This window comes from Sphingomonas sp. NY01, from assembly GCF_038809135.1.
Classification (GTDB): domain Bacteria; phylum Pseudomonadota; class Alphaproteobacteria; order Sphingomonadales; family Sphingomonadaceae; genus Sphingomonas; species Sphingomonas carotinifaciens.
Genome location: NZ_CP101722.1, coordinates 1,124,892 through 1,148,710, shown reverse-complemented (window position 1 = coordinate 1,148,710; position 23,819 = coordinate 1,124,892). Strand labels below are relative to the sequence as shown.

23 protein-coding genes and 2 tRNA genes are annotated in these 23,819 nt (G+C 67.9%); 16 read left to right on the top strand and 9 right to left on the bottom strand.

The genetic code is table 11. The annotated features are described in order from the left end of the window. Window positions 1-19: 19 nt before the first annotated feature. From NPJ82_RS05685 to NPJ82_RS05640, 10 genes are all read left to right on the top strand, one after another. Window positions 20-997 carry an alpha/beta hydrolase gene (locus NPJ82_RS05685; protein ID WP_342658625.1) on the top strand — a complete coding sequence of 326 codons (978 nt, stop codon included), beginning with the start codon at window positions 20-22 and terminating at the stop codon, window positions 995-997. A gap of 5 nt (window positions 998-1,002) precedes the next feature. Continuing rightward, window positions 1,003-1,518 (top strand): RNA pyrophosphohydrolase, encoded by a 516-nt coding sequence (locus NPJ82_RS05680; protein WP_342658624.1) that lies wholly within the window; start codon window positions 1,003-1,005, stop codon window positions 1,516-1,518. Window positions 1,519-1,529: 11 nt separating this feature from the next. Continuing rightward, a complete protein-coding gene (locus NPJ82_RS05675) occupies window positions 1,530-2,432 on the top strand; it encodes a DUF481 domain-containing protein (protein ID WP_342658623.1) in 903 nt (300 codons plus the stop codon). A gap of 27 nt (window positions 2,433-2,459) precedes the next feature. After that, window positions 2,460-3,671: a hydrolase gene (locus NPJ82_RS05670; RefSeq protein WP_342658622.1), complete on the top strand. Its 1,212-nt coding sequence runs from the start codon at window positions 2,460-2,462 to the stop codon at window positions 3,669-3,671. Next, complete coding sequence (locus NPJ82_RS05665) at window positions 3,668-4,684, top strand: arginine N-succinyltransferase (protein ID WP_342658621.1); 1,017 nt, start codon at window positions 3,668-3,670, stop codon at window positions 4,682-4,684. The genes NPJ82_RS05670 and NPJ82_RS05665 overlap by 4 nt, the downstream gene beginning before the upstream one ends. Window positions 4,685-4,689: 5 nt before the next feature. Then, window positions 4,690-5,937: an N-succinylarginine dihydrolase gene (locus tag NPJ82_RS05660; RefSeq protein WP_342658968.1), complete on the top strand. Its 1,248-nt coding sequence runs from the start codon at window positions 4,690-4,692 to the stop codon at window positions 5,935-5,937. Window positions 5,938-6,216: 279 nt separating this feature from the next. Then, window positions 6,217-6,456, top strand: coding sequence for a hypothetical protein (locus NPJ82_RS05655; RefSeq protein ID WP_342658620.1), 240 nt, complete (start codon window positions 6,217-6,219; stop codon window positions 6,454-6,456). A gap of 46 nt (window positions 6,457-6,502) precedes the next feature. Then, window positions 6,503-7,402 carry a sulfate adenylyltransferase subunit CysD gene (cysD, locus tag NPJ82_RS05650; RefSeq protein WP_342658619.1) on the top strand — a complete coding sequence of 300 codons (900 nt, stop codon included), beginning with the start codon at window positions 6,503-6,505 and terminating at the stop codon, window positions 7,400-7,402. A gap of 8 nt (window positions 7,403-7,410) precedes the next feature. Further along, the gene (gene cysN, locus NPJ82_RS05645; protein ID WP_342658967.1) at window positions 7,411-9,342 is read left to right on the top strand and encodes a sulfate adenylyltransferase subunit CysN; all 1,932 of its coding nucleotides are present in this window, start codon (window positions 7,411-7,413) and stop codon (window positions 9,340-9,342) included. After that, window positions 9,339-10,076: a 3'(2'),5'-bisphosphate nucleotidase CysQ gene (locus tag NPJ82_RS05640; protein WP_342658618.1), complete on the top strand. Its 738-nt coding sequence runs from the start codon at window positions 9,339-9,341 to the stop codon at window positions 10,074-10,076. The genes cysN and NPJ82_RS05640 overlap by 4 nt, the downstream gene beginning before the upstream one ends. Before the next feature lie 4 nt (window positions 10,077-10,080). Here NPJ82_RS05640 and NPJ82_RS05635 read toward each other — a convergent pair whose 3' ends face one another. From NPJ82_RS05635 to NPJ82_RS05605, 7 genes are read right to left on the bottom strand one after another with little or no spacing between them, the layout of a single operon-like run. Continuing rightward, window positions 10,081-11,073 carry a UDP-glucuronic acid decarboxylase family protein gene (locus NPJ82_RS05635; RefSeq protein WP_342658617.1) on the bottom strand — a complete coding sequence of 331 codons (993 nt, stop codon included), beginning with the start codon at window positions 11,071-11,073 and terminating at the stop codon, window positions 10,081-10,083. A 25-nt stretch (window positions 11,074-11,098) separates the two neighbouring features. Next, complete coding sequence (locus tag NPJ82_RS05630; protein ID WP_342658616.1) at window positions 11,099-12,178, bottom strand: glycosyltransferase; 1,080 nt, start codon at window positions 12,176-12,178, stop codon at window positions 11,099-11,101. Next, on the bottom strand, window positions 12,175-13,263 hold the full coding sequence (locus tag NPJ82_RS05625; RefSeq protein WP_342658615.1) for a glycosyltransferase: 1,089 nt from the start codon (window positions 13,261-13,263) through the stop codon (window positions 12,175-12,177). The genes NPJ82_RS05630 and NPJ82_RS05625 overlap by 4 nt, the downstream gene beginning before the upstream one ends. Further along, complete coding sequence (locus NPJ82_RS05620; RefSeq protein ID WP_342658614.1) at window positions 13,260-14,372, bottom strand: glycosyltransferase; 1,113 nt, start codon at window positions 14,370-14,372, stop codon at window positions 13,260-13,262. Before NPJ82_RS05620 ends, NPJ82_RS05625 begins: the two co-directional genes overlap by 4 nt. Further along, entirely contained in the window at window positions 14,369-15,469 is a 1,101-nt protein-coding gene (locus NPJ82_RS05615) for a glycosyltransferase family 4 protein (RefSeq protein ID WP_342658966.1), read from the bottom strand. Before NPJ82_RS05615 ends, NPJ82_RS05620 begins: the two co-directional genes overlap by 4 nt. A 2-nt stretch (window positions 15,470-15,471) precedes the next feature. Continuing rightward, complete coding sequence (locus NPJ82_RS05610) at window positions 15,472-16,539, bottom strand: NAD-dependent epimerase/dehydratase family protein (RefSeq protein WP_342658613.1); 1,068 nt, start codon at window positions 16,537-16,539, stop codon at window positions 15,472-15,474. Further along, window positions 16,536-17,651 (bottom strand): SDR family NAD(P)-dependent oxidoreductase, encoded by a 1,116-nt coding sequence (locus NPJ82_RS05605; protein ID WP_342658612.1) that lies wholly within the window; start codon window positions 17,649-17,651, stop codon window positions 16,536-16,538. Before NPJ82_RS05605 ends, NPJ82_RS05610 begins: the two co-directional genes overlap by 4 nt. 210 nt (window positions 17,652-17,861) lie before the next feature. On the opposite strand from NPJ82_RS05605, the gene NPJ82_RS05600 reads away from it, so the two are divergent. The 6 genes from NPJ82_RS05600 (at window position 17,862) to NPJ82_RS05575 (ending at window position 23,562) form a co-directional block, all read left to right on the top strand. After that, the gene (locus NPJ82_RS05600; RefSeq protein ID WP_342658611.1) at window positions 17,862-18,458 is read left to right on the top strand and encodes a histidine phosphatase family protein; all 597 of its coding nucleotides are present in this window, start codon (window positions 17,862-17,864) and stop codon (window positions 18,456-18,458) included. After that, window positions 18,458-19,255 (top strand): TIGR04290 family methyltransferase, encoded by a 798-nt coding sequence (locus tag NPJ82_RS05595; protein ID WP_267349415.1) that lies wholly within the window; start codon window positions 18,458-18,460, stop codon window positions 19,253-19,255. The genes NPJ82_RS05600 and NPJ82_RS05595 overlap by 1 nt, the downstream gene beginning before the upstream one ends. Beyond that, window positions 19,252-20,172: a glycosyl hydrolase gene (locus NPJ82_RS05590; RefSeq protein WP_112383979.1), complete on the top strand. Its 921-nt coding sequence runs from the start codon at window positions 19,252-19,254 to the stop codon at window positions 20,170-20,172. Before NPJ82_RS05595 ends, NPJ82_RS05590 begins: the two co-directional genes overlap by 4 nt. A gap of 152 nt (window positions 20,173-20,324) precedes the next feature. Next, a complete protein-coding gene (locus tag NPJ82_RS05585) occupies window positions 20,325-21,575 on the top strand; it encodes an Nramp family divalent metal transporter (protein WP_342658610.1) in 1,251 nt (416 codons plus the stop codon). Then, a complete protein-coding gene (locus NPJ82_RS05580) occupies window positions 21,572-22,576 on the top strand; it encodes a zinc-binding dehydrogenase (protein ID WP_342658609.1) in 1,005 nt (334 codons plus the stop codon). The genes NPJ82_RS05585 and NPJ82_RS05580 overlap by 4 nt, the downstream gene beginning before the upstream one ends. Then, the gene (locus NPJ82_RS05575) at window positions 22,573-23,562 is read left to right on the top strand and encodes a Gfo/Idh/MocA family oxidoreductase (RefSeq protein ID WP_342658608.1); all 990 of its coding nucleotides are present in this window, start codon (window positions 22,573-22,575) and stop codon (window positions 23,560-23,562) included. Before NPJ82_RS05580 ends, NPJ82_RS05575 begins: the two co-directional genes overlap by 4 nt. A 60-nt stretch (window positions 23,563-23,622) precedes the next feature. Here the strand turns inward: NPJ82_RS05575 and NPJ82_RS05570 are convergent. Further along, window positions 23,623-23,699, bottom strand: a tRNA-Arg gene (locus NPJ82_RS05570). A 29-nt stretch (window positions 23,700-23,728) separates the two neighbouring features. Further along, window positions 23,729-23,805 (bottom strand) — tRNA-Arg (locus tag NPJ82_RS05565). Window positions 23,806-23,819 lie beyond the last annotated feature (14 nt).

Genomic DNA, 23,819 nt, shown 5'->3' with positions numbered 1-23,819 from the left:
CGTCGCTTCGAGGAACCGCATGTCCGATCAGCCTTTCGTCCGACCTGACGTTCGCCAGTTCCTAACCTATCTCAACGCGCTACCCGGCCCGCGGATGCACGAAATGGAAACGGCGGCGGCGCGCTCGCTGTTTCTGGCGTCGAACGACGTGGCCGAACTGCCGGTGGGCGAACTGGCGGTGATCCGCGACGTCGCGATCCCCGGCCCCGCCGGCACCATCCCGGCGCGGCTGTTCGACACGGTGGAGGCGCGCGTGCCCGGCCCGGTCATCGTCTTCTATCATGGCGGCGGCTTCGTGATCGGGGACCTCGACACGCACGCATCCTTTTGCGCGGCGCTGGCGCGGGGCACCGGGTTGCCGGTGGTGTCGGTCGGCTACCGCCTCGCGCCCGAGCATCGGTGGCCGGCGGCGCCCGACGATGCGGAGGCGGCGGCGCGCTGGGTGGCGAACAATCCCGCCGAACTGGGCATCGCCGCAACCGCGCTTATCCTGTGCGGCGACAGCGCGGGCGGCACGCTGACCATCACCACCGCGATCGCGTTGCGGGACGATCCGGCGGCGGTGCCGGTGATCGTGCAGGCGCCGATCTATCCGGCGACGGATCTGACCACGCATTATCCCTCCTTCGCGGCGTTCGGCGAAGGCTATCTGCTGTCGCGCGATTCGCTGCGCTGGTTCGCGGATGCCTATGCCGCCGACATCCATCATGCCCGCGCGTCGCCGATGGCGGCGGACCTGACCGGCCTGCCCCCGGCGGTGATCGTCACCGCCAGCCTGGACCCGATCCGCGATCAGGGCCGCGCCTATGCCGCGGCGCTTGCCAGGGCGGGCGTGCCGGTGGTGTTCCGCGAGGCGGTGGGCACGGTTCACGGCTTCATCACGCTGCGTCGTGCCATCCCCTCCGCCGTCGGCGATGTCGCCGGCTTCATCCTTGCGCTGAAGGCTGTCGTCACCGAAGCCGAAGCGGCGCGCGTTTCCATCCAGGCTGCCGGCTGATCCCCATGACCGACCTTCCCTATCGCCCCTGTGCGGGCGTGATGCTGATGAACCGTGACGGCCGGGTGTTCGTCGGCCAGCGGCTCGATTCGACGCTGGAGGCGTGGCAGATGCCGCAGGGCGGGATCGATCCCGGCGAGGACGGCTACGCCGCGGCGGTGCGCGAACTGTTCGAGGAAACCGGCGTCGTCGCCGATCATGTCGAACTGGTCGCGGAGGCGCCGGGCGAATTCTTCTACGACCTTCCCGACGAGCTGATCGGCAAGGTCTGGAAAGGCAAGTGGCGCGGGCAGCGGCAGCGCTGGTTCCTGTTCCGCTTCTTAGGGGATGACGGGGATATCGACATCCGTACCGCCCACCCGGAATTCCGCACCTGGCGCTGGGCCGATCCGGCCGACCTGCCGGCGATGATCGTGCCGTTCAAAAAGGCGCTGTACGAACAGGTGCTGGCCGCGTTCGCGCCTCATCTCGGCGCAACCCCGGGCAGCGACGCCGTTTCCGCCGCGACGCAACAACCGTAAGGGCGATCGTCGTGCGTTTCCTGTTCCTCCTTGCCGCTGCTCCGTTTCTGCTCGCCAATACCGGCGATCCCGATCCGGCGCTGATCCCGCCGGCCGTGAAGGCGATGCTGGATGCCGCCGTGGCGTCGGGCAACGAGAATGATATTTCGACCATCGTCCGCTACGCGCTGAACGCCTCACCGGAGGCGGCCGACGCGATCAATGCGGTGGTGGAGGCATGGCGCGACGAAAAGAGCGCCAGCAAGACGCGCACCGTGCGCGAGGCGGGCGTGTTCGACCTGTGGCGCGGCCGGGCCGAGCTGGGCGGCTATGCAACCACGGGCAACACCGACAATCTGGGCGTGACCGCGATCATCGACCTGACGCGCGAAGGCCTGCAATGGCGGCACAAAGTGTATTTGCAGGCTGATTACCAGGAAGCCAGCAACGTCACCAACCGCGAACATTATCTGGCGCGGTACGAGCCCAACTACAAGCTGAACGCCGACATCTACGTCTATGGCTCCGCCCTGTACGAGAGCGACAAGTTCCTGGGCTATTTCAACCGTTATTCGGGATCGGCAGGGGCCGGCTACAGCGTAATCCGCGGGCGGCGGGTGACACTGGACCTGGAACTGGGGCCGGCATTCCGGCACACCGAATTCACCGACGACACGATCGAAAGCAGCCTGGCGGCGCGCGGCAACGTGAATTTCGGGTGGAAGCTGACCAATGCGATCAGCCTGAACCAGACGACATCGGCCTATCTGCAGGAATTCAATAGCACGGTATCGAGCGTGACGGGGCTCAACGCGCGGCTGCTGGGCCCCTTGTCGGCGCAGATGTCGTACACGGTGCAGTATGAAAGCCAGCCGCCGGCCGGCCGGCGCACGACCGACACCACCACCCGCGCGTCGCTCGTCTATAGCTTCTGAGGGTTCGCTTGGGCTAGGCTCCCCCGCATGGAGGGGATGACCAACGACGAGCGCGCCGCGATCGACCGGATCGACGCCGGCGCGATGCTGGCCCAGGTCGAGGACTGGTCCGCGATCAACAGCGGGACGGGCAATCTGGCCGGTCTGGCGACGGTGGCGGGGCGGCTGGCGGATGCCTTTGCCGTGCTGCCGGGCGCAGTGTCGCTGGTCGACCCGGCACCGGTCGAGCGGGTGGGCGCGGACGGGGTGCCCGCGCCCCTGGCGCATGGCCGCCACCTGGCTCTGACCGTACGGCCCGACGCGCCGGTGCAGATGCTGTTCACCGGGCACATGGACACCGTCTATCCCGTCGACCATCCGTTCCAGGCGCTGCGCTGGATGGAGGATGGCACGCTGAACGGCCCCGGCGTGGCCGATATGAAGGGCGGGCTGGCGGTGATGCTGGCGGCGCTGCGGGCGGTGGAGGCGTCCCCCGCGGCGGCGCGGCTCGGCTATGCGGTCGTCATCAATTCGGACGAGGAAACCGGGTCGGCGGCGTCCGCGTCCCTGCTGGCGGAGGCGGCGCGCGGCAAGGTGGCGGCGCTGACCTATGAACCCGCGCTGCCCGACGGGACGCTGGCAGGCGCGCGGGGCGGCACGGGCAATTTCACGATCGTGGTGCGCGGGCGGGCCGCACATGCCGGGCGCAACCCGCGCGACGGGCGCAACGCCGTCGTCGCGGCGGCGGCGATCGCGGTGGAACTGGCCGCGCTGATGGCGGACGACCTGAGCGTGAACCCGGCGCGGATCGCAGGCGGCGGGCCGAACAACGTGGTGCCCGATCTTGCCATACTGCACGTCAATTTCCGCCCTGCCTCCGCCGCGGCGATTGCGCGGACGGATGCGGCGATGCGCGGGATCGCCGAGGCCGTCGCGCAGGCGCATGATGTCGCCGTGTCGGTGCATGGCAGCTTCAACCGGCCGCCGAAACCGATCGATGCGGGCGCCGCCATATTGTTCGAGCGGGTCCGGCAGGCGGGTGCGGACATGGGGCTGTCGATCGGCTGGCGGGCGACGGGCGGGGTGTGCGACGGCAACAACATCGCGGCGGCCGGCGTGCCGGTGGTCGACACGATGGGCGTGCGCGGCGGGGCGATCCATTCGGCGGACGAGTTCCTGATACCCGACAGCTTGGCCGAACGCGCCGCGCTGTCCGCACTCACCATCTTGCGCACCATCGGCTTGGGGGGCCGCCAATGACGTTTCGTATCCGCGCCGCGCGCGACGCCGACCTGCAACATCTTTATGAAATGGCCAAGCTGACCGGGGGCGGCTTCACCAACCTGCCGCCCGACAGGCGGGCGCTGGTCGCCAAGCTGGAGCGCAGCCACGCGGCCTTTGCCCGCACCGCCGGCGCGCTGGACGACGAATTGTTCGTGCTGATGCTGGAAAATGCCGACACCGGCGAGGTGCGCGGCACCTGCCAGATCTTTACCCAGGTGGGGCAGCGGCATCCCTTCTACAGCTACCGCCTCGGCACGCTGACCCAGCACAGCCGCGAGTTGCAGCGCACCTTTCGCGCCGAGATGCTGTCGCTGACCACCGACCTGGAGGGCGCGAGCGAGGTGGGCGGGCTGTTCCTGCATCCCGGCGAGCGCGCCGGTGGCCTGGGCCTGTTGCTGGCGCGCAGCCGCTATCTGTTCATCCGCCAGCATCGCAAGCGCTTCGCCGACCGCATCCTGGCCGAATTGCGCGGCGTGATCGACGAGGCGGGCGGATCGCCCTTCTGGGACGGGCTGGCCGGGCGCTTCTTCGGGATGAACTTCCAGGATGCGGACCAGTTCAATGCGATCAACGGGCATCAGTTCATCGCCGACCTGATGCCCAAGCATCCCATCTATACCGCGATGCTGACCGAGACCGCGCGCGCCGCGATCGGCCTGCCCCACCCCTCCGGCCGGGCCGCGATGCGGATGCTGGAGAATGAAGGCTTCGCCTATGAGAATTACGTCGACATCTTCGACGGCGGCCCGACGATGACCGCGCGGACCGACCAGGTGCGATCGATCCGCGAGGCGGCGGACGACGTGATCGTGTCGGTGAACCGGGGCGGCGGGGCCGAGGCGCTGGTGGCGACGGGCGTGCTGGGCGATTTTCGCTGCGCCTTTGGCCATGTCCGTCGCGAGGATGGCGGCATCGCACTGTCCGAGGAATGCGCACGGGCGCTGGAGGTCGGCGCGGGTGACAGTGTGGTGCATGTGGGACGGTGGTGAGCGCGGTGCTGAAGGAAATCAATTTCGACGGGATCGTCGGCCCCAGCCACAATTATGCCGGCCTGAGCCACGGCAACCTGGCCGCGACGCGCAATGCCGGCCAATCGTCGCACCCGCGCGCCGCCGCGTTGCAGGGCATCGCCAAGATGCGCGCGAACCTGGAGCTGGGGCTGGTGCAGGGCGTGCTGCTGCCCCACCGCCGTCCCGATCACGAATGGCTGGCCCGGCTCGCCACGACCTATGCGGAGGCGCCGCCGCATCTGAAGGCGCAGGCGCTGTCCGCCTCCGCCATGTGGGCGGCCAATGCCGCCACCGTCTCGCCTGCGCCCGACACCGCCGACGGACGCTGCCACCTGAGCGTCGCCAATCTGGTGACGATGCCGCATCGCAGCCATGAATGGCCCGAAACGCTGGCGCAGTTGCGGGTCGCCTTTGCCAACCCGGCCTTTGCGGTGCATGGCCCCGTACCGCCCCCCTTTGGCGACGAGGGCGCGGCCAATCATATGCGGCTGTGCGCGGATCATGGCGCGCCCGGTGTCGAGGTGTTCGTCTATGGACGCAGCGGCGGCCGCTTCCCCGCGCGCCAGCACCGCGAGGCATGCGAGGCGGTGGCGCGTGCGCATGGGCTCGACCCCGCACGCACGCTGTTCGTGGAACAGTCCGAGGTCGCGATCGCGGCCGGCGCCTTTCACAACGACGTGGTGGCGGTGGCCAATGGCCGGGTGCTGTTCGCGCACGAACAGGCCTTTGCCGATCGCGACGGTTTCTACGCCGACCTCCGCCGGTTGATGCCGGAGGTCGAGATCGTCGAGGTGCCCGCCGCGCGCGTGTCGCTGGAGGATGCCATCGCCTCCTATCTGTTCAACGCGCAGCTCGTGACGCTGCCCTTGGGCGAGCAGGCGCTGGTGCTGCCGGGCGAGGCACGGGCGACACCCAGTGTCTGGCAATGGCTGGAGGATCATGTCGCGGGCAACGGCCCGATCCGCCGGCTGGAGGTGGTGGACGTGCGCGAATCGATGGCGAATGGCGGCGGCCCTGCCTGTCTTCGCCTTCGCGTCGTCGCCGATCCCGCGACGGTCGATCAGCGCTTTCTGGTCGATCACGCGCGGCTCGATCGTATTGCGGCGGTGGTCGAAGCCTATTGGCCGGAGACGATCGCGCCCGGGGATATCGCCGACCCGGCGTTGATTGTAGCGATCGAGGCCGCCCGCGCGGCGCTGCTGGAGGCGCTCGACCTGCCGCCGCACTGGTGATCAACGTCTAGCGAATGCAGCCTCCACCCAGACCCGTTCGTGTCGAGTAGATCGCGTAGCTCCGCAGGAGCGTATCGAGGGCTCGTATCGAGACATTGTTGTACGCGGCAACCTGTCTCTCGATACACCGTCTCGATACGCGGCTTTGCCGCTACTCGACGGCTACTCGAGACGAACGGGTTTTTAGGGTCCGCTGACACCATCAGGCCATAGCGATTCCCATTCCGGGACGGGGTGCGCGGTTGCGCCGCTTCGGCCACGGGTGTCTAACCTTCACCCATGTGGCACCGGATCGTCAGGCTCTTCACGATCAAGAGCAAGTTCGAGGCGTTCCTCATCATCTACGGCCTGGCCGTGGGTGCGTGTCAGCGCGGTGCCATGTATCTGGATCAATATCCCGGCTGGCCCGGCAAGATGATGTTCGCGGTCTGCCCGATCGCCGTCTTCATGGCAGGCGCGCGCATTCTCGACTCGATCGAACGCGAGCAGGCGGACGGCGACGACTTGGGCGCGTGTTAGGATAAGTTGGTCGCACCGTGCGCCAGAGACATTATCTGGCGTGGAGATGACCCGTCTCACCCATCTCCAGCGCCTGGAAGCCGAAAGCATCCACATCCTGCGCGAAGTCGTCGCCGAGGCCGAGCGCCCGGTGATGCTCTATTCCGTCGGCAAGGATTCGGCGGTGATGCTGCATCTGGCCAAGAAGGCGTTCTTCCCGGCGCGTCCGCCCTTCCCGCTGCTGCATGTCGATACGACGTGGAAATTCCGCGCGATGTACGACCTGCGCGACCGGGCGGCGGCGGATGCGGGCATGGAGTTGATCGTCCATCGCAACCCGGAAGCAGAGGCGCAGGGCATCAATCCGTTCGATCATGGCAGCCGGCATACCGACATGTGGAAGACCGAGGGGTTGAAGCAGGCGCTGACGCTTCACGGCTTCGACGCGGCATTCGGTGGCGCCCGCCGCGACGAGGAGAAGAGCCGGGCGAAGGAGCGCATCTTCTCGTTCCGCTCGGCCTCGCACGGCTGGGACCCCAAGGCGCAGCGGCCAGAGCTTTGGCGGCTCTACAATACGCGCAAGCACAAGGGTGAGAGCATCCGCGTCTTTCCGCTGTCCAACTGGACCGAGCTGGACATCTGGCAGTATATCCTGGCGGAAAATATCGAGATCGTGCCGCTTTACTTCGCCGCACCGCGCCCGACCGTGCAGCGCGACGGCATGCTGCTGATGGTGGATGACGACCGCTTTCGCCTGCGCCCCGGCGAGGTGCCGGTGGACCGTTCGATCCGCTTCCGCACGCTCGGCTGTTATCCGTTGACGGGTGCCGTCGAGAGCGAGGCGGCGACGCTGCCCGCGATCATCCAGGAGATGCTGCTGACCACGACCAGCGAACGCCAGGGCCGCGCGATCGACCATGATCAGGCGGCGAGCATGGAGAAGAAGAAGCGCGAGGGGTATTTCTGATGGCCAGCATGGCAGAGCTTGCGCCCCGCGGCGTCTATGAGCCCGACGCGCTGATCGCATCCGACATCGCAGCCTATCTGGAGGGGCATGCGAACAAGTCGATGCTGCGCTTCATCACCTGCGGGTCGGTGGACGATGGCAAGTCGACGCTGATCGGGCGGCTGCTCTACGATTCCAAGACGATCTTCGAGGATCAGTTGAACCAGCTGGAGGCGGATTCGCGCCGGCTGGGGACGCAGGGGCAGAATATCGACTTCGCGCTGCTCGTCGACGGCCTTGCCGCCGAGCGCGAGCAGGGCATCACCATCGATGTCGCCTACCGCTTCTTCGCGACGGAGAAGCGCAAGTTCATCGTCGCGGATACGCCCGGCCACGAACAATATACGCGCAACATGGTGACGGGCGCGTCCACCGCCGACTGCGCGGTGATCCTGATCGATGCGCGAAAAGGCGTGCTGACCCAGACGCGGCGGCACAGTTACCTGGCGCATCTGGTCGGCATTCGCGAGATCGTGCTGGCGGTGAACAAGATGGATCTGGTCGGCAACGACCAGGCGGTGTTCGACACGATCGTCGCGGACTATGCCGCGTTCGCGCAGGCGATCGGGATCGAGCATTTCCGCGCCATCCCGCTGTCGGGGCTGACCGGTGCGAACGTCACCAGCCGCTCGGACATGATGCCCTGGTATGACGGTCCGGCGCTGCTGCCGCATCTGGAGAGCATCGACGTCGATGCCGACCGTGCGGGCTTGCGCCCCTTCCGCATGCCGGTCCAATGGGTGAACCGGCCCGATCTCGACTTTCGCGGTTTTGCCGGGCTGATCGCGGGCGGACGGATATCGGTCGGCGATCCGGTGCGGATCGTGCCGTCGGGCCGCAGTTCCAAGGTCGCGCGGATCGTCACCTTCGAGGGGGATCGGCCGAGCGCGATCGCCGGCGAGGCGGTGACACTGGTGCTGGCCGACGAGGTGGACTGCTCGCGCGGGGACGTGATCGCCGCCGCGTCCGCGCCGCCGGAGGTGGCGGACCAGTTGCTCGCGACGATCGTGTGGATGGCGGATACCGAAATGGTGCCCGGCCGCGGATATTGGCTGAAGCTGGGCACGCAACTGGTCAACGCGGTCGTGCAGCCGCCGCGCCATGTGGTGGACGTGAACACGCAGGCCGAATTGTCGGCAACGACGCTCAGCCTGAACGATATCGGCGTGGCGGAGGTCTATGCCGACCGGCCAATCGTGTTCGAGCCCTATGCCAAGGGCAGCGACCTGGGCGGCTTCATCCTGATCGACCGCGCGACCAATGCGACGGTGGCGGCGGGCATGATCGCCGAGCCGCTGCGCCGCGCACAGAATGTCCATTGGCAGTCGATCGACGTGACGCGCGAGGCGCATGCGCGGCAAAAGGGGCAGACGCCGCGTGTCCTGTGGTTCACCGGCCTGTCGGGATCGGGCAAGTCGACCATCGCCAATCTGGTCGAGAAGCGGCTGCACGCCATGGGGCGGCACACCTTCCTGCTGGACGGCGACAATATCCGCCACGGGCTGAACCGCGATCTGGATTTCAGCGAGGCAGGGCGGATCGAGAATATCCGCCGCGTCGGCGAGGTGGCCAAGCTGATGGCGGATGCCGGGTTGATCGTGCTGACCGCGTTCATCTCGCCCTTTGCCGCCGAGCGCGACATGGTGCGGCGGATGCTGCCCGAGGGCGAGTTCGTCGAAATCTTCGTGGATACGCCGCTGGACGTGGCGGAGGACCGCGACGTGAAGGGCCTCTACGCCAAGGCGCGGGCCGGTGAGATCGCCGACTTTACCGGCATCTCCAGCCCCTATGAGCGTCCGGCCCGGCCCGAACTGCGCATCGACACGGTGCGCGAGACGCCGGAAGCGGCGGCCGAGCGGATCGTCGAGCATCTGCTGGGCGTGTGGACCTACGACCTGTGACCGATGCGGAGCTTGCACGCGCGGTGGCGCTGGAGGCGGGGGCGTTGCTGGCGCGCATCCGCGGCGCCGGCGACTGTTCCGGCAAGGCGCTGGGCGACCGCGGCGACCATGATGCGAACCTGCTGATCCTCGACCGGCTGCGCGCCACCCGGCCGGACGACTTCATCCTGTCCGAGGAGTCGGTGGACGACCGTGCGCGCTGCGCGGCGCGACGGGTGTGGATCGTCGACCCGCTGGACGGCACGCGCGAATATGCCAGCGGATCGGACGAATGGGCGGTGCATATCGGGCTGGCGATCGACGGCCGCCCGGCGGTGGGTGCCGTCGCGGTGCCGGCACTGGCCCGCGTGTTCGCGACCGACGATGTGGCGGCGCCCCCGCCCCCCCTGCCCGATCGGTTGCGGGTGGTGGTCAGCCGCTCCCGCGCGCCGGAAATCGCGCGCGGCGTCGGCGAGGCGCTCGGCGCGACAATGATCGCGATGGGGTCGGCCGGTGCCAAGGCGATGGCGGTGGTCGACGGGCGCGCCGACATCTACCTGCATGACGGCGGGCAATATGAATGGGACAATTGCGCGCCCGCCGCCGTGGCGATGGCCGCCGGGCTGCACGCGTCGCGCATCGACGGCAGTCCGCTCGTCTATAATTGCGAGAACCCGCTGCTGCCCGACCTGCTGATCTGCCGGCCGGAACTGGCGGAGCGGGTGCTGGCCGCGATCCGCGCAGGCCGGGGCTGAGGCTCTACGCCGCCACCCGCTGCGGCACGCGTCCCAGTTCCTCGGCGAACCACGCACAGGTCTTGGCAAGACCGTCGGCCAGCGGCACGCGCGGTTCCCAGTCGAGCAGCGCCTTTGCCCGGTCGATGTTCGGGCGGCGGCGGCGGGGATCGTCCTGGGGGAGCGGGGTATAGACCAGCCGGTTGGTGCTGCCCGTCATGGCCACCACCTTCTCCGCCAGGTCCGACACGGTCAGCTCGTTGGGGTTGCCCAGATTGACCGGCTCCAGCCCGTCGATCTCGCTTTCCATCAGGCGGATCAGCGCGTCGACCATGTCGGAGACATAGCAGAAGCTGCGCGTCTGCGTGCCGTCGCCGTGAATGGTGATGTCGCGGTTCGACAGCGCCTGGCAGATCAGGTTGGAGACGACGCGGCCATCATCGGGATGCATCTGCGGGCCATAGGTGTTGAAGATGCGCGCGACGCGAACCTCTGCACGCTTCATGCGCGCATAGTCGAAGGTCAGCGCCTCGGCGGCGCGCTTGCCCTCGTCATAGCAGGCGCGGGGCCCGGTGCAGTTCACCCAGCCGCGATAACCCTCCACCTGCGGATGCACCTCCGGGTCGCCGTACACTTCGGACGTGGAGGTGAGCAGGAAGCGCGCGCCCGTCTGCTCGGCGAGGCGCAACAGATGGTTGGTGCCCATCACGTTGGTCAGCATCGTGTGTTCGGGATCGACCTGATATTGCGGCGGCGAGGCGGCACAGGCCAGATTGTAGATGCGCACGATGCGGCCGGCCTCGCGCAGCACCGCCTCGGGCAGCGGATCGACGATGTCGCCTTGCACGAAGGTGAAACCCGGCCGCCCTTCCAGCAGACGCAGGTTGGAGGGACGCGCGGTCTGCAGATTGTCGAGGACGATCACCTGCCGCCCCTCGTCCAACAATCGCGCGGTCAGGTGCGAGCCGATGAACCCCGCGCCGCCCGCGATCAGGATCACCTCCTCCGATGCTGCCATTGCCTCTTCCTTTCCATGGTCATCGTCACGCGACCTGCGGTTCGCGTGCGGCCGCTGTTGCGGCATGTTCCAGATATGCTTCGAGTTCGGCCGCGCGGTGGCGCGCGGTATGCTGGGCCAGCACGCGGGCCTGCGCGGCCCGGCCCATCGCCCCGGCATCCCCGCCGGACAGCGCCGCCACCACCGCCTCTGTGCCGTCCGCCAGGATGATTTCCGATTGCGGCACGAAGAGCTGGTCCAGCCCCTCCCAGATGTCGGAAATGATCGGCGTGGCGCAGGCCGCGGCCTCGAACAGGCGCACCGAGGGCGACCAGCCGCGCGCGATCATGTCGCCGCGCGTCACGTTCAGCGTGAAGCGCGAGGCGGAGTAGAAAGCAGCATGGTCGGCAGGCGGGCAATGCTCGATCCGCTCGACATTGGCCGGCCAGTCGATGTCGGCGGGATATTGCGGCCCGGCAACGACGAAGCGGCGATCGGGCATGCGCCGCGCCGGCTCCAGTAACAGCCGCTCCAGCGTTGGTTGCCGATCGGGGCTGTAGGTGCCAAGATAGGAGAGGTCGCAGCGCGGGGCCACCTCCAGCGGCCGATAGGCATCCTCGTCCACCGAACAGAACAGCGCGCGCGCGGCCGGCGAGCCATATTGCCGCTCCAGATGGTCCAGCGTCGGCCCACCGGTGAACGACAGATACAGGTCGTAGCCGGGGATCACCGCCGGCGAGAGATATTCGAAGTCGCCGCGTTCCAGCTTGGCCAGCGTCACGGGCGTGTCGATGTCGTAAAAGGCGGTGACGCCGCGCGCCAGTTCCTGCACCAGCCGCGCGACCTCGACGCCTTGCGGCACATAGGAGCCGACGATCACCGCGTCGGCCCCGGCGATCGCCTCGCCCCAGCGGCTGCGCAGTTCGTCCAGGTCGGCGTAAAAGGCCAGTTCGCAATAATCGGGATCGGTGCAGTCGCGCTGGCTGGCATACCAGGGGACGTCGCGTTCCAGGAACAGGATATCGTGCCCGCGCGCGGCAAATGCCTTCAACAGCGCGCGAAAGGTGGTGGCGTGGCCATTGCCCCAGGACGAGGACAGCGACAGGCCAAGGACGACGAGCCTCATGCCGGCACCGCCTGTCGGGCGAGATGGTCGCGGAACAGCGCGTCCACCTGTACCGCGCGCAGTTCGTAGGTATGTTCGGCCAGCACCCGCGCCTTCGCCGCCTGCCCGATCGCCTGCGCCCGTTCGGTGGTCAGCGCCGCCAGATGATCCGCCACGTCCTGCCCGTCGCGCGCGACCAGCACTTCGCTGTCGGGGGTCAGGAACTGTTCGATCCCTTCCCATGCATCGGTGATCAGGCAGGCCGCCGCGCCCGCCGCCTCGAACACGCGGGTGGCGGGCGAGAAGCCGATATGCGCCATCGAGTCGCGTGCGACGTTCAACACCGCGCGCGGCGTGCAGTTGAAGGCGTTGTGCTCGGCGGTGTAGACATGGCCGCGGTGGCGGACATTGCCGGGCATCTGCTTCGTCTCCCAGCCATTGCCGCCGATCAGGAACTGGCGATCGGCGAGACGGGCGGCCGGCTTCAGGAAGAATTCCTCCACCCGCGCCTCGCGGTCGGGCAGGCGATTGCCCAGAAAGGCGAGATCGCAGGCAAAGCGCGGATCGGGCGCGACCGGATGATGCGTCTCCGGGTCCAGCGCGTTGTAGACGGGGATGCACCGTTTCGCGCTAAAGCCGGTATAGGCGTCCACCACCGGCGGCCCGCCGCCATAGGTCAGCACCATGTCCAGATCGGGAAGCGCGGCGAGCACGGGGTGCGACGCGTCGCCGCGCATCTCGTCCAGCGTCGCGGCGGCATCGACATCCCAGAAGATCTTGAGCGCGTGGGGCCCGGCATTGGCGATGATGCCTTCCAGCAGTTCGCGGTCGAACACGCCGACGCCGTTCGCCTTCACCACGATGTCGGCGCCCCGCGCATCCGCCAGCACGTCGCACAGCGCTTCCGGGGTGGCGGGATAGACGACCGATCTTGCGTAGGAGGGCGGATCGATGTCGCGGTGCTTCTGCCGGTCGAACGCGTCAGGCTCGTAAAAGGTGATGTCCCAGCCATGGCGGGCAAGCGCGCTCAATATGCCGCGATAATAGGTGGCGGCACCGTTCCAGTAGGAGGAAACGAGGCTGGAGCCGTAAAAGGCGATCTTCATGCGGCAGTCCTCTGGAGCGCGGGCGCGTGCAATTGGCGCGCGATGGCGAGCAGTTCGTCGACGCGGTGCGCGCAGGTGTGGCGGGCGCGGATCGTCTCCAGCCCGGCGGCGACCAGCGCGGCGCGCAGATCGGCGTCTTCGGCCAGTGCCCGCAGGTGCCGGGTCATCGCGGCGCCATCGGCCGCGACGAGATAGTCGGTGCCGGGCCGGAACAGGCTTTCGGCATCCTCCCACGGTGCGGAGACAAGCGGGATGCCGCAGGCCAGCGCCTCGAACACGCGGATGGTGGGAATGCCGGGCAGGATCGTCGTATAATAACGGCGCGGCACGTGAACCGTGGCGAGCGCGCGGGCGAAGATGTCGGGCGCGCCGGCATTGGGCGCCCAGCCGTGATAGCGGGCACCATGCGCGGCCAGCATTGCTCTGGCTTCGTCAGGGTAGCGGACACCGTAGATATCGAGCGGCAGCCCGGCTTCGGCGGCGGGCCGGAACAGGAAGCTTTCCAGTTCGCGCGTCCGCTCGCCATCGCCCCAATTGCCGATCCAGACGAGGCCGGACCGCGCGCCGTCCTCGGCCGGCGGGTGGAAGCGGCGGGTGTCGGCCGCCTCATGCCAGGTCCATACCCGGCCCTCCCAGCCCCAGCCGCGATAAACCTCAGACAGCGTTTCGCCGAACGCCAGCACACCGTCATAGCCCGACAGGTCGAAGGCGGTCATCTCGTCCGGGGCACTGACCGCGCGGTGATGCGTGTCGTGGAACAGCAGGCGGAACGATCCCCCCCGCCTGCGCACGTCGCCGATTGCCGCGACCAGTGCCGGCTCGTTCCACTCATGGACGATGACCAGATCGGCCCCATCGACCAGCGGCTCCAGCGCGATCTCGGGCGCGATGCTCTGGGAGGACAGTTCCGGGTAATGGCGGCGATAGGGCTCCAGCCCCGCCTCGCCCGCATCGGCCAGCAGGTTGGTCAAGCTCCAGGGGTTGATCGGCTCATAGACGCGCACGTCATGCCCGCGCGCGATCAGGTCGCTCAGCACGCCGCGCAGGAAATGGGCGTTGCCGTGGTTCCAGCAGGATTGCAGGCTGTGGGTAAAATAGACGATCTTCATGCGGCGACCTTGGTGGAGGGCTTGGCCGCGCCGAGCAGGCCGGCATAGATGGAGGCCATGGCACCGGCCATCGCATCGGGGGTGTAGCGGGCGGCCCGGATGCGGGCGGCCTCCCCCATATGCTGGCGCAGCGCCTGGTCGGCGATGACGCGGCCGATCGCGGCGGCAAAGCCATCGGCATCGTCCGGGTCCACGAACAGCGCGGCGCCCGTCCACAATTCGCGAAACGTGTCGATCCCCGACAGGACCAGCGCGCAGCCCGCCGCCGCCGCCTCCAGCACCGACAGGCCGAACGGCTCGAAGCTGGCCGACGAGACGAAGATCGGCCGGCGTGCCAGTTGCGCGGCCAGATCGGGGGTGGAAAGCGTACCGAGCGACCGGGCGTGCCGGAGCCGGATCGTCTCGCCATGCGGGGCGACCAGCGGGCCGGCAGCGAGCATCGGCCATGCGATGCGCCCCGCCGCCTCGTCGAGCAGGCGGACACGCTTCACCTGATCCCATAGCCGCCCGGCGGTCAGCACATGATCGGCCTGGGCGAGCCCCGTAGGCACGGGGAGCGCGGCGCGGCCGTTATGCACGGTCAGCGGCGGCGTCGGCAGCCGGTGGCAGCGGGCGACGATCGCGGCATAGCTGGCACTGGGCGCGACCACCGCGTCGGCGCGCATCAGTCCGGCGCGCACCAGCCGCGCCTGCCAGGCAAAGGCGCGGTCGGGCTGGGTGCCGTGCGCGGCATCCCACCAGGTCGCGACGCAGCCATGGATGACCGCGACGACCGGCACGGGATAGCTGGTCTCGGCGGCAAGGCAGGGTTGGTTGAGGTGGACCAGGCCCACCCCCTCGCGCTCGGCCAGCGCGCGAATCGCCTCGCCCGCCGCCTGCACCGGGCCGGGCTCGTCGCACAGCCAGTCGAGCGGCAGGCCGGTTTCGACCAGCGTCAGCCCGGGCACGGCCGCCGCCTCGCCCCGCTGCGCCGCCGTCGCCGGCGGGCCCAGCGTCGCCAGCACCGTCTCGATCCCGTGCGGCACCAGCGAGGCGGCCAGATCGGTCGCATATTGCCAGACCCCACCAACCGCGTCGGCGGTCATCAGGATGCGCATCGTCACGACGCCAGCGCCGTCATGTCGCCGACCGGCAGGTTCAACCGGCGCTCGCTCGCCAGCCAGCGCGCCAGGTTCGCCACGCCCTCGCGCCACGGCACCCTCGCGCCCAGCCCCAGGGCCGCTTCCGCCTTGCGCGTGTCGGCGACGAAGTAACGCTGGTCGCCCGCGCGCCAGTCCGCATAGTCGATCGCCACGTCCTGCCCGATCAGCGTGCCGATATAGGCGAGTAGGGTACGCAGGCTGACCGCATTGTCCGCGCCGCCGCCCAGGTTGAACACCTGCCCCGACACCCGGTCGATATTGGCCCAGGCCCGCACATAGGCATCGACCGCGTTCGACACGTCGAGGATGTCGCGCACCTGCTGCCCGTCGCCATAAAGCGTGATCGGCCGCCCTTCGAGCGCGCGGATCAGGAAATGGGCGACCCATCCCTGATCCTCGGTCCCCATCTGGCGATGGCCGTAGATGCAGCTCATCCGCAGCACCGCGGTCGGCACGCCGTAGCTGCGCGCATAATCCAGCACATATTGGTCGGCCGCGCCCTTGGAACAGCCATAGGGCGTGTGGAAGTCGAGCGGCCGGTCCTCGCCGATGCCATGGTCGCGGATCGCCGCGTCGACCGGCGCATAGCCATTGTCGCTCGCGGCGAAATCCAGGTCGGCCAGATCGCCATAAACCTTGTTGGTGGACGCAAAGATCAGCGGCGTCGCATCGCCCCGCTTGCGCAGCATCTCCAGCAGCGACAGCGTGGCCGCGATGTTGATCGTGAAGTCGTCCACCGGATCGACCAGGCTGGTGGTCACCGCCACCTGCGCTGCCAGATGGAACACCGCCTTGGCGTCGGCGGCGGCATCGGCGAGCGCGTCCTGCTCGCGAATGTCGGCGATCCGCGCCTCGATCCGGTCGCCATGCCGGCTCTGCAACCAGTGCAGATTCTGCTCGACCCCGGCGCGGGCGAGCGCATCATAGACGCGGACGCGGTGCCCCTCGCCCGCCAGCCGGTCCGCGAGGTTCGAACCGATAAAGCCAGCGCCGCCCGTGATCAGGATGGGCCGGTCGTCGCTCACGCCACCAGCCCCCGCTTCTCCAGTTCGGCGCGCATCGTCGCCACCTTGTCCTCTGCGGTCTGCTCGGCAACCCATTCGGCCAGTTCGGCCAGTCCTTGGGTGAAATCCTGCGTCGCGCGGAAATCCAGCTTCTCGGCGGCCAGACCGGTGTCGCAGAAACAATGGCGGATGTCGCCGATCCGCGCCTTGCCCACGACCTCGGGGGTCAGGTCGTTCTTGCCCATCGCACGGGCCAGTTCGGTCGCCACTTCGGTGACGGAGCGGTCATGCCCCGATCCGATGTTGAACGTGCCGCCGACCGCCTGGGGCAGCGTCAGCGAGTCGGCAAAGGCGCGCGCTACGTCCGACACATGCACGAAGTCGCGGCGCTGCTCGCCATCCTCGAAGATCATCGGCTGCTGGCCGTTGAGCAGGCGCGAGGCGAAGATCGCCAGCACGCCGGTATAGGGGTTCGACAGCGCCTGACCGGGGCCATAGACGTTGAACAGGCGCAGGCACACGCCCTCGATGCCATAGGGCGCGGCCATGATGTGGGTGGTGCGCTCCTGCACATATTTGTTGAGCGCGTAGATCGAGGCGAGGTTCGGACGCTTCCATTCGGGCGTCGCCACCGGCGACAGCGGCCGCCCCTGCGCATCGACCGGCTCCCAGTTGGACAAACCGTCGCGCAGACCCCGGCGCTCGGCATCCTCGACCAGATTGCCGTCCGCATCGCGGTACAGCCCCTCGCCATAGATCGACATGGACGAGGCCGTGACGACGCGGCGCACCGGCTTGTCGATCAGCTTCTCGAACAGCACCGCGGTGCCGACATCGTTGGTCGAGGTATAGCGTTCCACCTCGTACATCGACTGGCCGACGCCCACTTCGGCGGCGAGGTGGACGACGCTGTCCACCCCGTCCAGCGCGCGCGACACCGCATCGCCGTCGCGCACGTCGCCGCGGATCAACTCGACCTCGTCGTTCAGCAGCGGGGGGCGATCCACCTGCCCGTGCACTTGCTCGATCAGGCTGTCGAGAACGCGGACCCGGTTGCCGCGGGCGAGCAGTTCATCGGCAACGAAGCGGCCGATAAAGCCGGCGCCGCCGGTGATGAGAACCGTCTCGCTCATGCCGGAAACTTGATCTGTGTTGTTGACGAAAAGCGGATTGTCGCGGCCACTCGGGTCATTCGGTTCAACACCCCCTCATCACAATGCTTTCGGTAGTGGAACGAAGCTTCTTCTTCTTTGTTCCTAACCTATTGAGAAGCTATCTTCTTAACAATTGTTAAGTCGCTGCCATTCCCGGTGCGGCGATACAGGGGGCGGGGAAGGGTACATTTGACCGCAACGATCCTTTTCATCCGCCATGCGGCGCATGCCCATCTGGACGTACGTCTTTCGGGACGCCTGCCAGGCGTGCCCTTGAGCGAGGCCGGCATGGCGCAGGCAGCCGCCTTGGGGGCGGCGCTGGTCGGTCAGGGGATCACCCGCATCGAATGCAGCCCCCTGACCCGCACCTGCCAGACGGCGCAGGCGATTGCGGACGCGTGCGGTCTTCCGGCGCCGACCATGGTCGATGCGCTGGTCGAGATCGACATGGGCGACTGGACAGGGGCTGCATTCGGCACCCTGCACGGCCCCGCCTGGGACGCATGGAACAACCGGCGCGGCACGGCGCGCATCCCCGGTGGCGAGACGATGGCGGAGGCACAGGCGCGCATCGTCGGCCATATCGACCGGCTGGCGCGCGACGCCGATGGACAGGTGATCGCGCTGGTCAGCCATAGCGACATGATCCGCGCCGGCATCGCGCATGTGCTGGGCCTGTCGCTCGACAATCTCCTGCGCTTCGACATCGCCCCGGCCAGCGTCTCGCGCGCCGTTGTCGGCGACTGGGGTGCCAAATTGCTGAGCCTGAACGAGAGGATGTGCTGATGGCGACGATCGCCGACAAGGCTTTGCGTGAACAGGTGGCCGCGCTGGGGCCATGGTTCCACAATATCGATCTGGGCGGTGGGCTGTGGACCGCGCCCGATCATTTCCTGGGCAATTACCCGGGCTTCAAGTTCGACCGCTTCGCCCACGCCCTGCCTGCCGACCTGACCGGCAAGTCGGTGCTCGATATCGGCTGCAATGCCGGCTTTTATTCTGTCGAGATGAAGCGGCGTGGCGCAGACCGGGTGCTGGGGATCGACAGCGACGAGCGCTATCTGGCGCAGGCGCGGCTGGCGAGCCGGGCGCTGGGGTTCGAGGGTGTCGAGTTCCGTAACCTGTCCGTCTACGATGTCGGTGCGCTTGGTGAACGGTTCGACCTCGTGATCTTCATGGGCGTGCTCTATCACCTGCGCCACCCGCTGCTCGCGCTGGACCTGATCCGGGAGCATGTCGCGGGCGACATGCTGCTGTTCCAGACGATGCAGCAGGGGTCGCGCGACGCCTATGACGCGCCGGCCGACCATCCCTTTCACAAGCCGGGCACGCACCAGCCGCCCGACTTCTTCGACGATGCCGCCTATCCGAAGATGCATTTCATCGAGCGTGCCTTCGCCAACGACTGGACCAACTGGTGGGCACCGAACCGCGCCTGTTCGGAGGCGATGCTGCGCGCCGCAGGGTTCCGGATCGAGGCGCATCCGGAGAACGAGGTCTATCTCTGCCGCGTCAGCGATATACCCTATGCCGAATACGGCCCTGCCGCCGTCTATCCGAACAAGGGGGAGGAAACACGATGATCGAAGCCGCGATGATCTGGAACGAGCCGAACAACAAGTCGCATTGGGACCCGGAACTCGATCCCGACTGGGCGATCTTTGCCGATACGGTCGCGCGTGCCGGCAACGCGATCCACGCGATCAACCCGGCGATCACCCGTGTGCTGGGCGGCATGTCGCCCATCGATCCGGCCTGGGTGCGCCGCATGGAAGGGCACGGCGCGCTGGACGCGGTCGATGTCGTCGCGGTGCACGGCTTCCCGCTCGACTGGAACCTGTGGTCGATCCACGAATGGCCGGCCAAGGTCGCCGAGATCGAGGCGGTGACGCACAAGCCCGTCTGGGTGACCGAAGTCGGCGTCGGCTCTTTCGGGGCGGAGGAGGTGCAGGTGTTCGGCCTGCGCCGCACCGCCGAGCTGCTGCTCGGCCGCGTGCCGCGCGTCTTCTGGTATTCGCTGTTCGACCTGCCGATGGAATGGGGCGCCACCACCCGCCACCGTGAGGCGGAAGGGTCCAGCTATTACCGTCACTTCTACATGGGGCTTATCCGCCCGGACGGTACGCCGAAGCCCGCCTTGGAGGATTATGCCAAGGTGGCGGGCGAGATGGGGCTGATGCAGTGGTTCCATTTCGAGGACCCCCGGCTGGACGATGCCGTCGCCTGGATGAAGCGGCTGGGCACGAAGAAGCTGCGCACCGGGCTGAGCTGGGCGGACAGCTTCCGGCCCAACGCGACCGACTGGTTCGACCGCCAGATGGAGGCGCTGGCCGATTTCGACGTCACCGTCACCTTCTGCTTCACGCCCGAGCATCTGGGCGTCGCGCCGCATCATACCAGCCCAGCGCGCGAGCCGCAGGCCTTTGCCGATTTTTGCGCATGGATGATCGACCGCTACGCACCGGCATCGACCAGCGTCCCTGCGGTGGCGGCGGAATGAAGATCGGGCACGCGCCTGGTATCAAGCAATTGTAATCCGATGTTATTTTGCTTCGCATGGCACGGTGTCATCGCGCTGCTGCAACCGGTGCCGGCACCCGCCGCACCCGGTCATGCAGGAGCGACGATGACCCATGAAGCGAGGCGTGCCTGATGGCGCGCAATCCCCTGCGCGTGCTTGGCACCGGCATCATCACCGGGGCGGCGGACGACGATCCTTCCGCGATCGGCACCTATGCCACCGCGGGCGCACGGTTCGGCCTGGGCTTTCTATGGATCGCCCCCGTGCTGCTGCCGATGATGTATGTCGTCGTCTATGTCTCGGCCAAGCTGGGGCGCGTTTATGGCAAGGGACTGTTCGCCGCGGTGCGCGACCGGTTTCCGCGCTGGGTGCTGTATCCGCTCGTCGCCTGCGCGTTCACCGGCAATGTCATCGAGGCGGCGGCCAATCTTGGCGGGATCGGCGCGGCGCTGGCGCTGCTCGTTCCCGTGCCCGTTCCCGCCATCGTCGTGGGCGCGGCGGCGATCATCGTCGCCTTTCAGATCTTCGGCAGCTACGATCTGCTGCGCACCATCTTCCGCTGGCTGGCGCTTGCCCTGTTCGCCTATGTTGCGGCCGCGATCATGGCCCGGCCCGACTGGGGGGCGGTGCTGCGCGCGACGGTGATGCCACGGGTGACGATGGATGCCGAGTTCCTGGCGATGGTCGTCGCGTGCATCGGCACCTCCCTGTCCGCCTATATCTACACCTGGCAGTCCAACCAGGAGGTGGAGGAGCAGATCGCCGAGGGCAGAAGGCGCTGGCGCCAGCGTTTCGGTGCCAGCCGCGGGGAACTGGAACGCACCCGCCGCGACGTCATCATCGGCATGCTCTTCTCCAACGTCATCCTCTACTTCATCATCCTGTCGACCGGTGCGACGCTCCACCCCGCCGGCCAGACCGAGATCGAAAGCGCCGCACAGGCCGCCTCCGCGCTGGAGCCGCTGGCGGGTCCGGCCGCCAAATGGCTGTTCGCCGCCGGCGTGGTCGGCGTCGGTTTCCTCGCGGTGCCCGTGATGTCGACCGGCGCCGCCTATGATCTGGTACAGGGGGTCGGACGCGAGGGGCATCTGAACGCAAAGGTCGGCGAGGCGAAGCTGTTCTACGCGGTCATCGTGCTGGTCACGATCGTCGCGGCGGCGCTCAACTTTCTCGGCTTCAATCCGATGCGGGCCCTGGTGTGGTCGGGGATCGTGCAGGGCTTTTCGGTGCCGCCGCTGCTATGTGCAATGATGATCATGACCGGCGACCGGCGGATGATGGGCGCGCGGCGCAACGGCTGGCTGACCACCATGCTTGGCTGGATCACCGTGCTGGTCACCTTTGCCGCGGCGATCTCCCTGATCGTCGCCTGGGCTTCATGATAACAAACGACAAGGAACAGATGGTGAGCGAGACGATGCAGGCCGCGATACTGGCCGCAGCCGAACGGTTCGAGATGGTGGAGGTGGCCCGCCCCGAACCCGGACCCGGCGAGGTGCGCATCCGGCTGGAGGGCTGCGGCGTCTGCGCCTCGAACGTCGAGCCATGGGCCGGACAGCCGTGGTCCAGCTTCCCCGGCGAGGCGGGCGGCATGGGGCATGAGGGCTGGGGCATCGTCGACGCGGTCGGCCCGGACGTGTCGGGCGTGCGCCCCGGCGACCGCGTCGCCACTTTGTCCTGCCACAGCTTCGCCCCTTACGACATTGCCTCCGCCGACGCGCTCGTCGTCCTGCCCCCCGCCCTCCACGGCCGCCCCTTCCCCGGCGAGCCCCTCGGCTGCGCGATGAACATCTTCCGCCGCTCCGACATCCGCCCCGGCCACACCGTCGCCATCGTCGGCATCGGCTTCCTCGGCGCGATACTCACCCGCCTCGCCACGAACGCCGGCGCCCGCGTCATCGCGATCTCGCGCCGCGACGAGTCACTGGCGCTTGCGCGGCATTATGGTGCGGCGGAGACGATCCCGATGCACGACCACTGGGCGATCATCGAGGAGGTGAAGCGCCTGACCGGGGAGGCGCTGTGCGACCGGGTGATCGAGGCGGTGGGCAAGCAGTGGCCGCTCGATCTCGCCAGCGCGATCACCGGCTTCGGCGGCAAGCTGATCGTCGCCGGCTATCATCAGGACGGGCCGCGCCAGGTGAACATGCAGGACTGGAACTGGAAAGGCATCGACGTCATCAACGCGCATGAACGCGATCCCGCGGTGCAGATGCAGGGCCTGCGCGAAGCGGTGGACGCGGTGGCGAGCGGCCGGATTGATCCCGCTCCGCTCTACACCCACCGCTATCCGCTCACGCAACTGGGCGAGGCGATCGCCGCGACCCGCGACAAGCCGCAAGGGTTCGTGAAAGCATTGATAACGTTCGGAGACGCCGCATGAACCGCCCGCGCATCGGCTTTCTCGGCGTCGGGTGGATCGGCCGGCACCGGATGCAGGTGATGCTGGAGACGGGGCTGGTGGAGGCGGTGGCGATCGCCGATCCGTCCGCGGACATGATTGCCGAGGCGGCGAAGCTGGCGCCGGACGCGCAAGTGGTGAACGGGCTGGAGGCGATGCTGGCGGCCGGCGTCGACGGCGTCGTCATCGCCACGCCCAGTGCGCTCCATGCCGAACAGTCGATCGCCGCGCTGAATGCCGGCGCGGCGGTGTTCTGCCAGAAGCCGCTCGGCCGCGATGCCGCCGAGGCGGCCCGCGTGGTGGAAGCGGCGCGCGCCGCCGACCGGCTGCTGTCGGTGGACTTCTCCTACCGCTTCACCGCCGGCATGCAGGCGATCCGCGCCCTGCTGGCGGAGGGCGCGCTCGGCCATGTCCAGGCGGTCGATCTCGTCTTTCACAACGCCTATGGCCCGGACAAGCCGTGGTTTTACGACCGTGCGCAATCGGGTGGCGGTTGCGTGATGGATCTGGGGGTGCATCTGGTCGATCTGGCGCTCTGGGCGCTGGGCTTTCCCGAGGGCGATCCCGCGGTCACCGCGCAACTGTTCGCGGACGGGCGCCTGCTTCCCCCCGCAGCGGAGGCCGTGGAGGACTTCGCCACCGCCAGCATCGTGCTGCCAACCGGCACCGTCGTGCGCCTCACCTGCTCCTGGCGGCTCCATGCCGGTCGCGATGCGGAGATCAGCGCCGCCTTCTACGGCACGCAGGGCGGCGCTGCGCTGCGCAACGTCGATGGTTCCTTCTACGACTTCGTGGCGGAGCGCTATCGCGGCACCCAGCGCGAAACGCTCAGCCAGCCGCCGGAGGAATGGGGTGGCCGCGCCGGCGCCGACTGGGCACGGCGACTCGCCGGCGGGGCGCGCTTCGATCCCGCCGCCGCGCAACTGGTCACCGTGTCGCGCATGCTGGACCGCATCTACGGTCGGTAATCGGGATAAGGCCCTTCCTGCGGCGCGGGAGGGGCCATTTGGTCGATGCTGTCTGGTGAATGGCGCGCCCGGAACGATTCGAACGTCCGACCCTCAGATTCGTAGTCTGATGCTCTATCCAGCTGAGCTACGGGCGCGCATGGGTCGCTGGGACCTGTTTTTCCACTGGCGCGCCCGGAACGATTCGAACGTCCGACCCTCAGATTCGTAGTCTGATGCTCTATCCAGCTGAGCTACGGGCGCGCTGTGGAGGTGGG

Coding starts and splice junctions, on each gene's coding strand:
- NPJ82_RS05685 (WP_342658625.1), top strand. CDS start 20: ATGTCCGATCAGCCTTTCGTCCGACCTGACGTTCGCCAGTTCCTAACC.
- NPJ82_RS05680 (WP_342658624.1), top strand. CDS start 1,003: ATGACCGACCTTCCCTATCGCCCCTGTGCGGGCGTGATGCTGATGAAC.
- NPJ82_RS05670 (WP_342658622.1), top strand. CDS start 2,460: ATGGAGGGGATGACCAACGACGAGCGCGCCGCGATCGACCGGATCGAC.
- NPJ82_RS05665 (WP_342658621.1), top strand. CDS start 3,668: ATGACGTTTCGTATCCGCGCCGCGCGCGACGCCGACCTGCAACATCTT.
- NPJ82_RS05655 (WP_342658620.1), top strand. CDS start 6,217: ATGTGGCACCGGATCGTCAGGCTCTTCACGATCAAGAGCAAGTTCGAG.
- cysD (WP_342658619.1), top strand. CDS start 6,503: ATGACCCGTCTCACCCATCTCCAGCGCCTGGAAGCCGAAAGCATCCAC.
- cysN (WP_342658967.1), top strand. CDS start 7,411: ATGGCAGAGCTTGCGCCCCGCGGCGTCTATGAGCCCGACGCGCTGATC.
- NPJ82_RS05635 (WP_342658617.1), bottom strand. CDS start 11,073: ATGGCAGCATCGGAGGAGGTGATCCTGATCGCGGGCGGCGCGGGGTTC.
- NPJ82_RS05630 (WP_342658616.1), bottom strand. CDS start 12,178: ATGAGGCTCGTCGTCCTTGGCCTGTCGCTGTCCTCGTCCTGGGGCAAT.
- NPJ82_RS05625 (WP_342658615.1), bottom strand. CDS start 13,263: ATGAAGATCGCCTTTTACGGCTCCAGCCTCGTTTCCTCCTACTGGAAC.
- NPJ82_RS05620 (WP_342658614.1), bottom strand. CDS start 14,372: ATGAAGATCGTCTATTTTACCCACAGCCTGCAATCCTGCTGGAACCAC.
- NPJ82_RS05615 (WP_342658966.1), bottom strand. CDS start 15,469: ATGCGCATCCTGATGACCGCCGACGCGGTTGGTGGGGTCTGGCAATAT.
- NPJ82_RS05605 (WP_342658612.1), bottom strand. CDS start 17,651: ATGAGCGAGACGGTTCTCATCACCGGCGGCGCCGGCTTTATCGGCCGC.
- NPJ82_RS05595 (WP_267349415.1), top strand. CDS start 18,458: ATGGCGACGATCGCCGACAAGGCTTTGCGTGAACAGGTGGCCGCGCTG.
- NPJ82_RS05590 (WP_112383979.1), top strand. CDS start 19,252: ATGATCGAAGCCGCGATGATCTGGAACGAGCCGAACAACAAGTCGCAT.
- NPJ82_RS05585 (WP_342658610.1), top strand. CDS start 20,325: ATGGCGCGCAATCCCCTGCGCGTGCTTGGCACCGGCATCATCACCGGG.
- NPJ82_RS05580 (WP_342658609.1), top strand. CDS start 21,572: ATGATAACAAACGACAAGGAACAGATGGTGAGCGAGACGATGCAGGCC.
- NPJ82_RS05575 (WP_342658608.1), top strand. CDS start 22,573: ATGAACCGCCCGCGCATCGGCTTTCTCGGCGTCGGGTGGATCGGCCGG.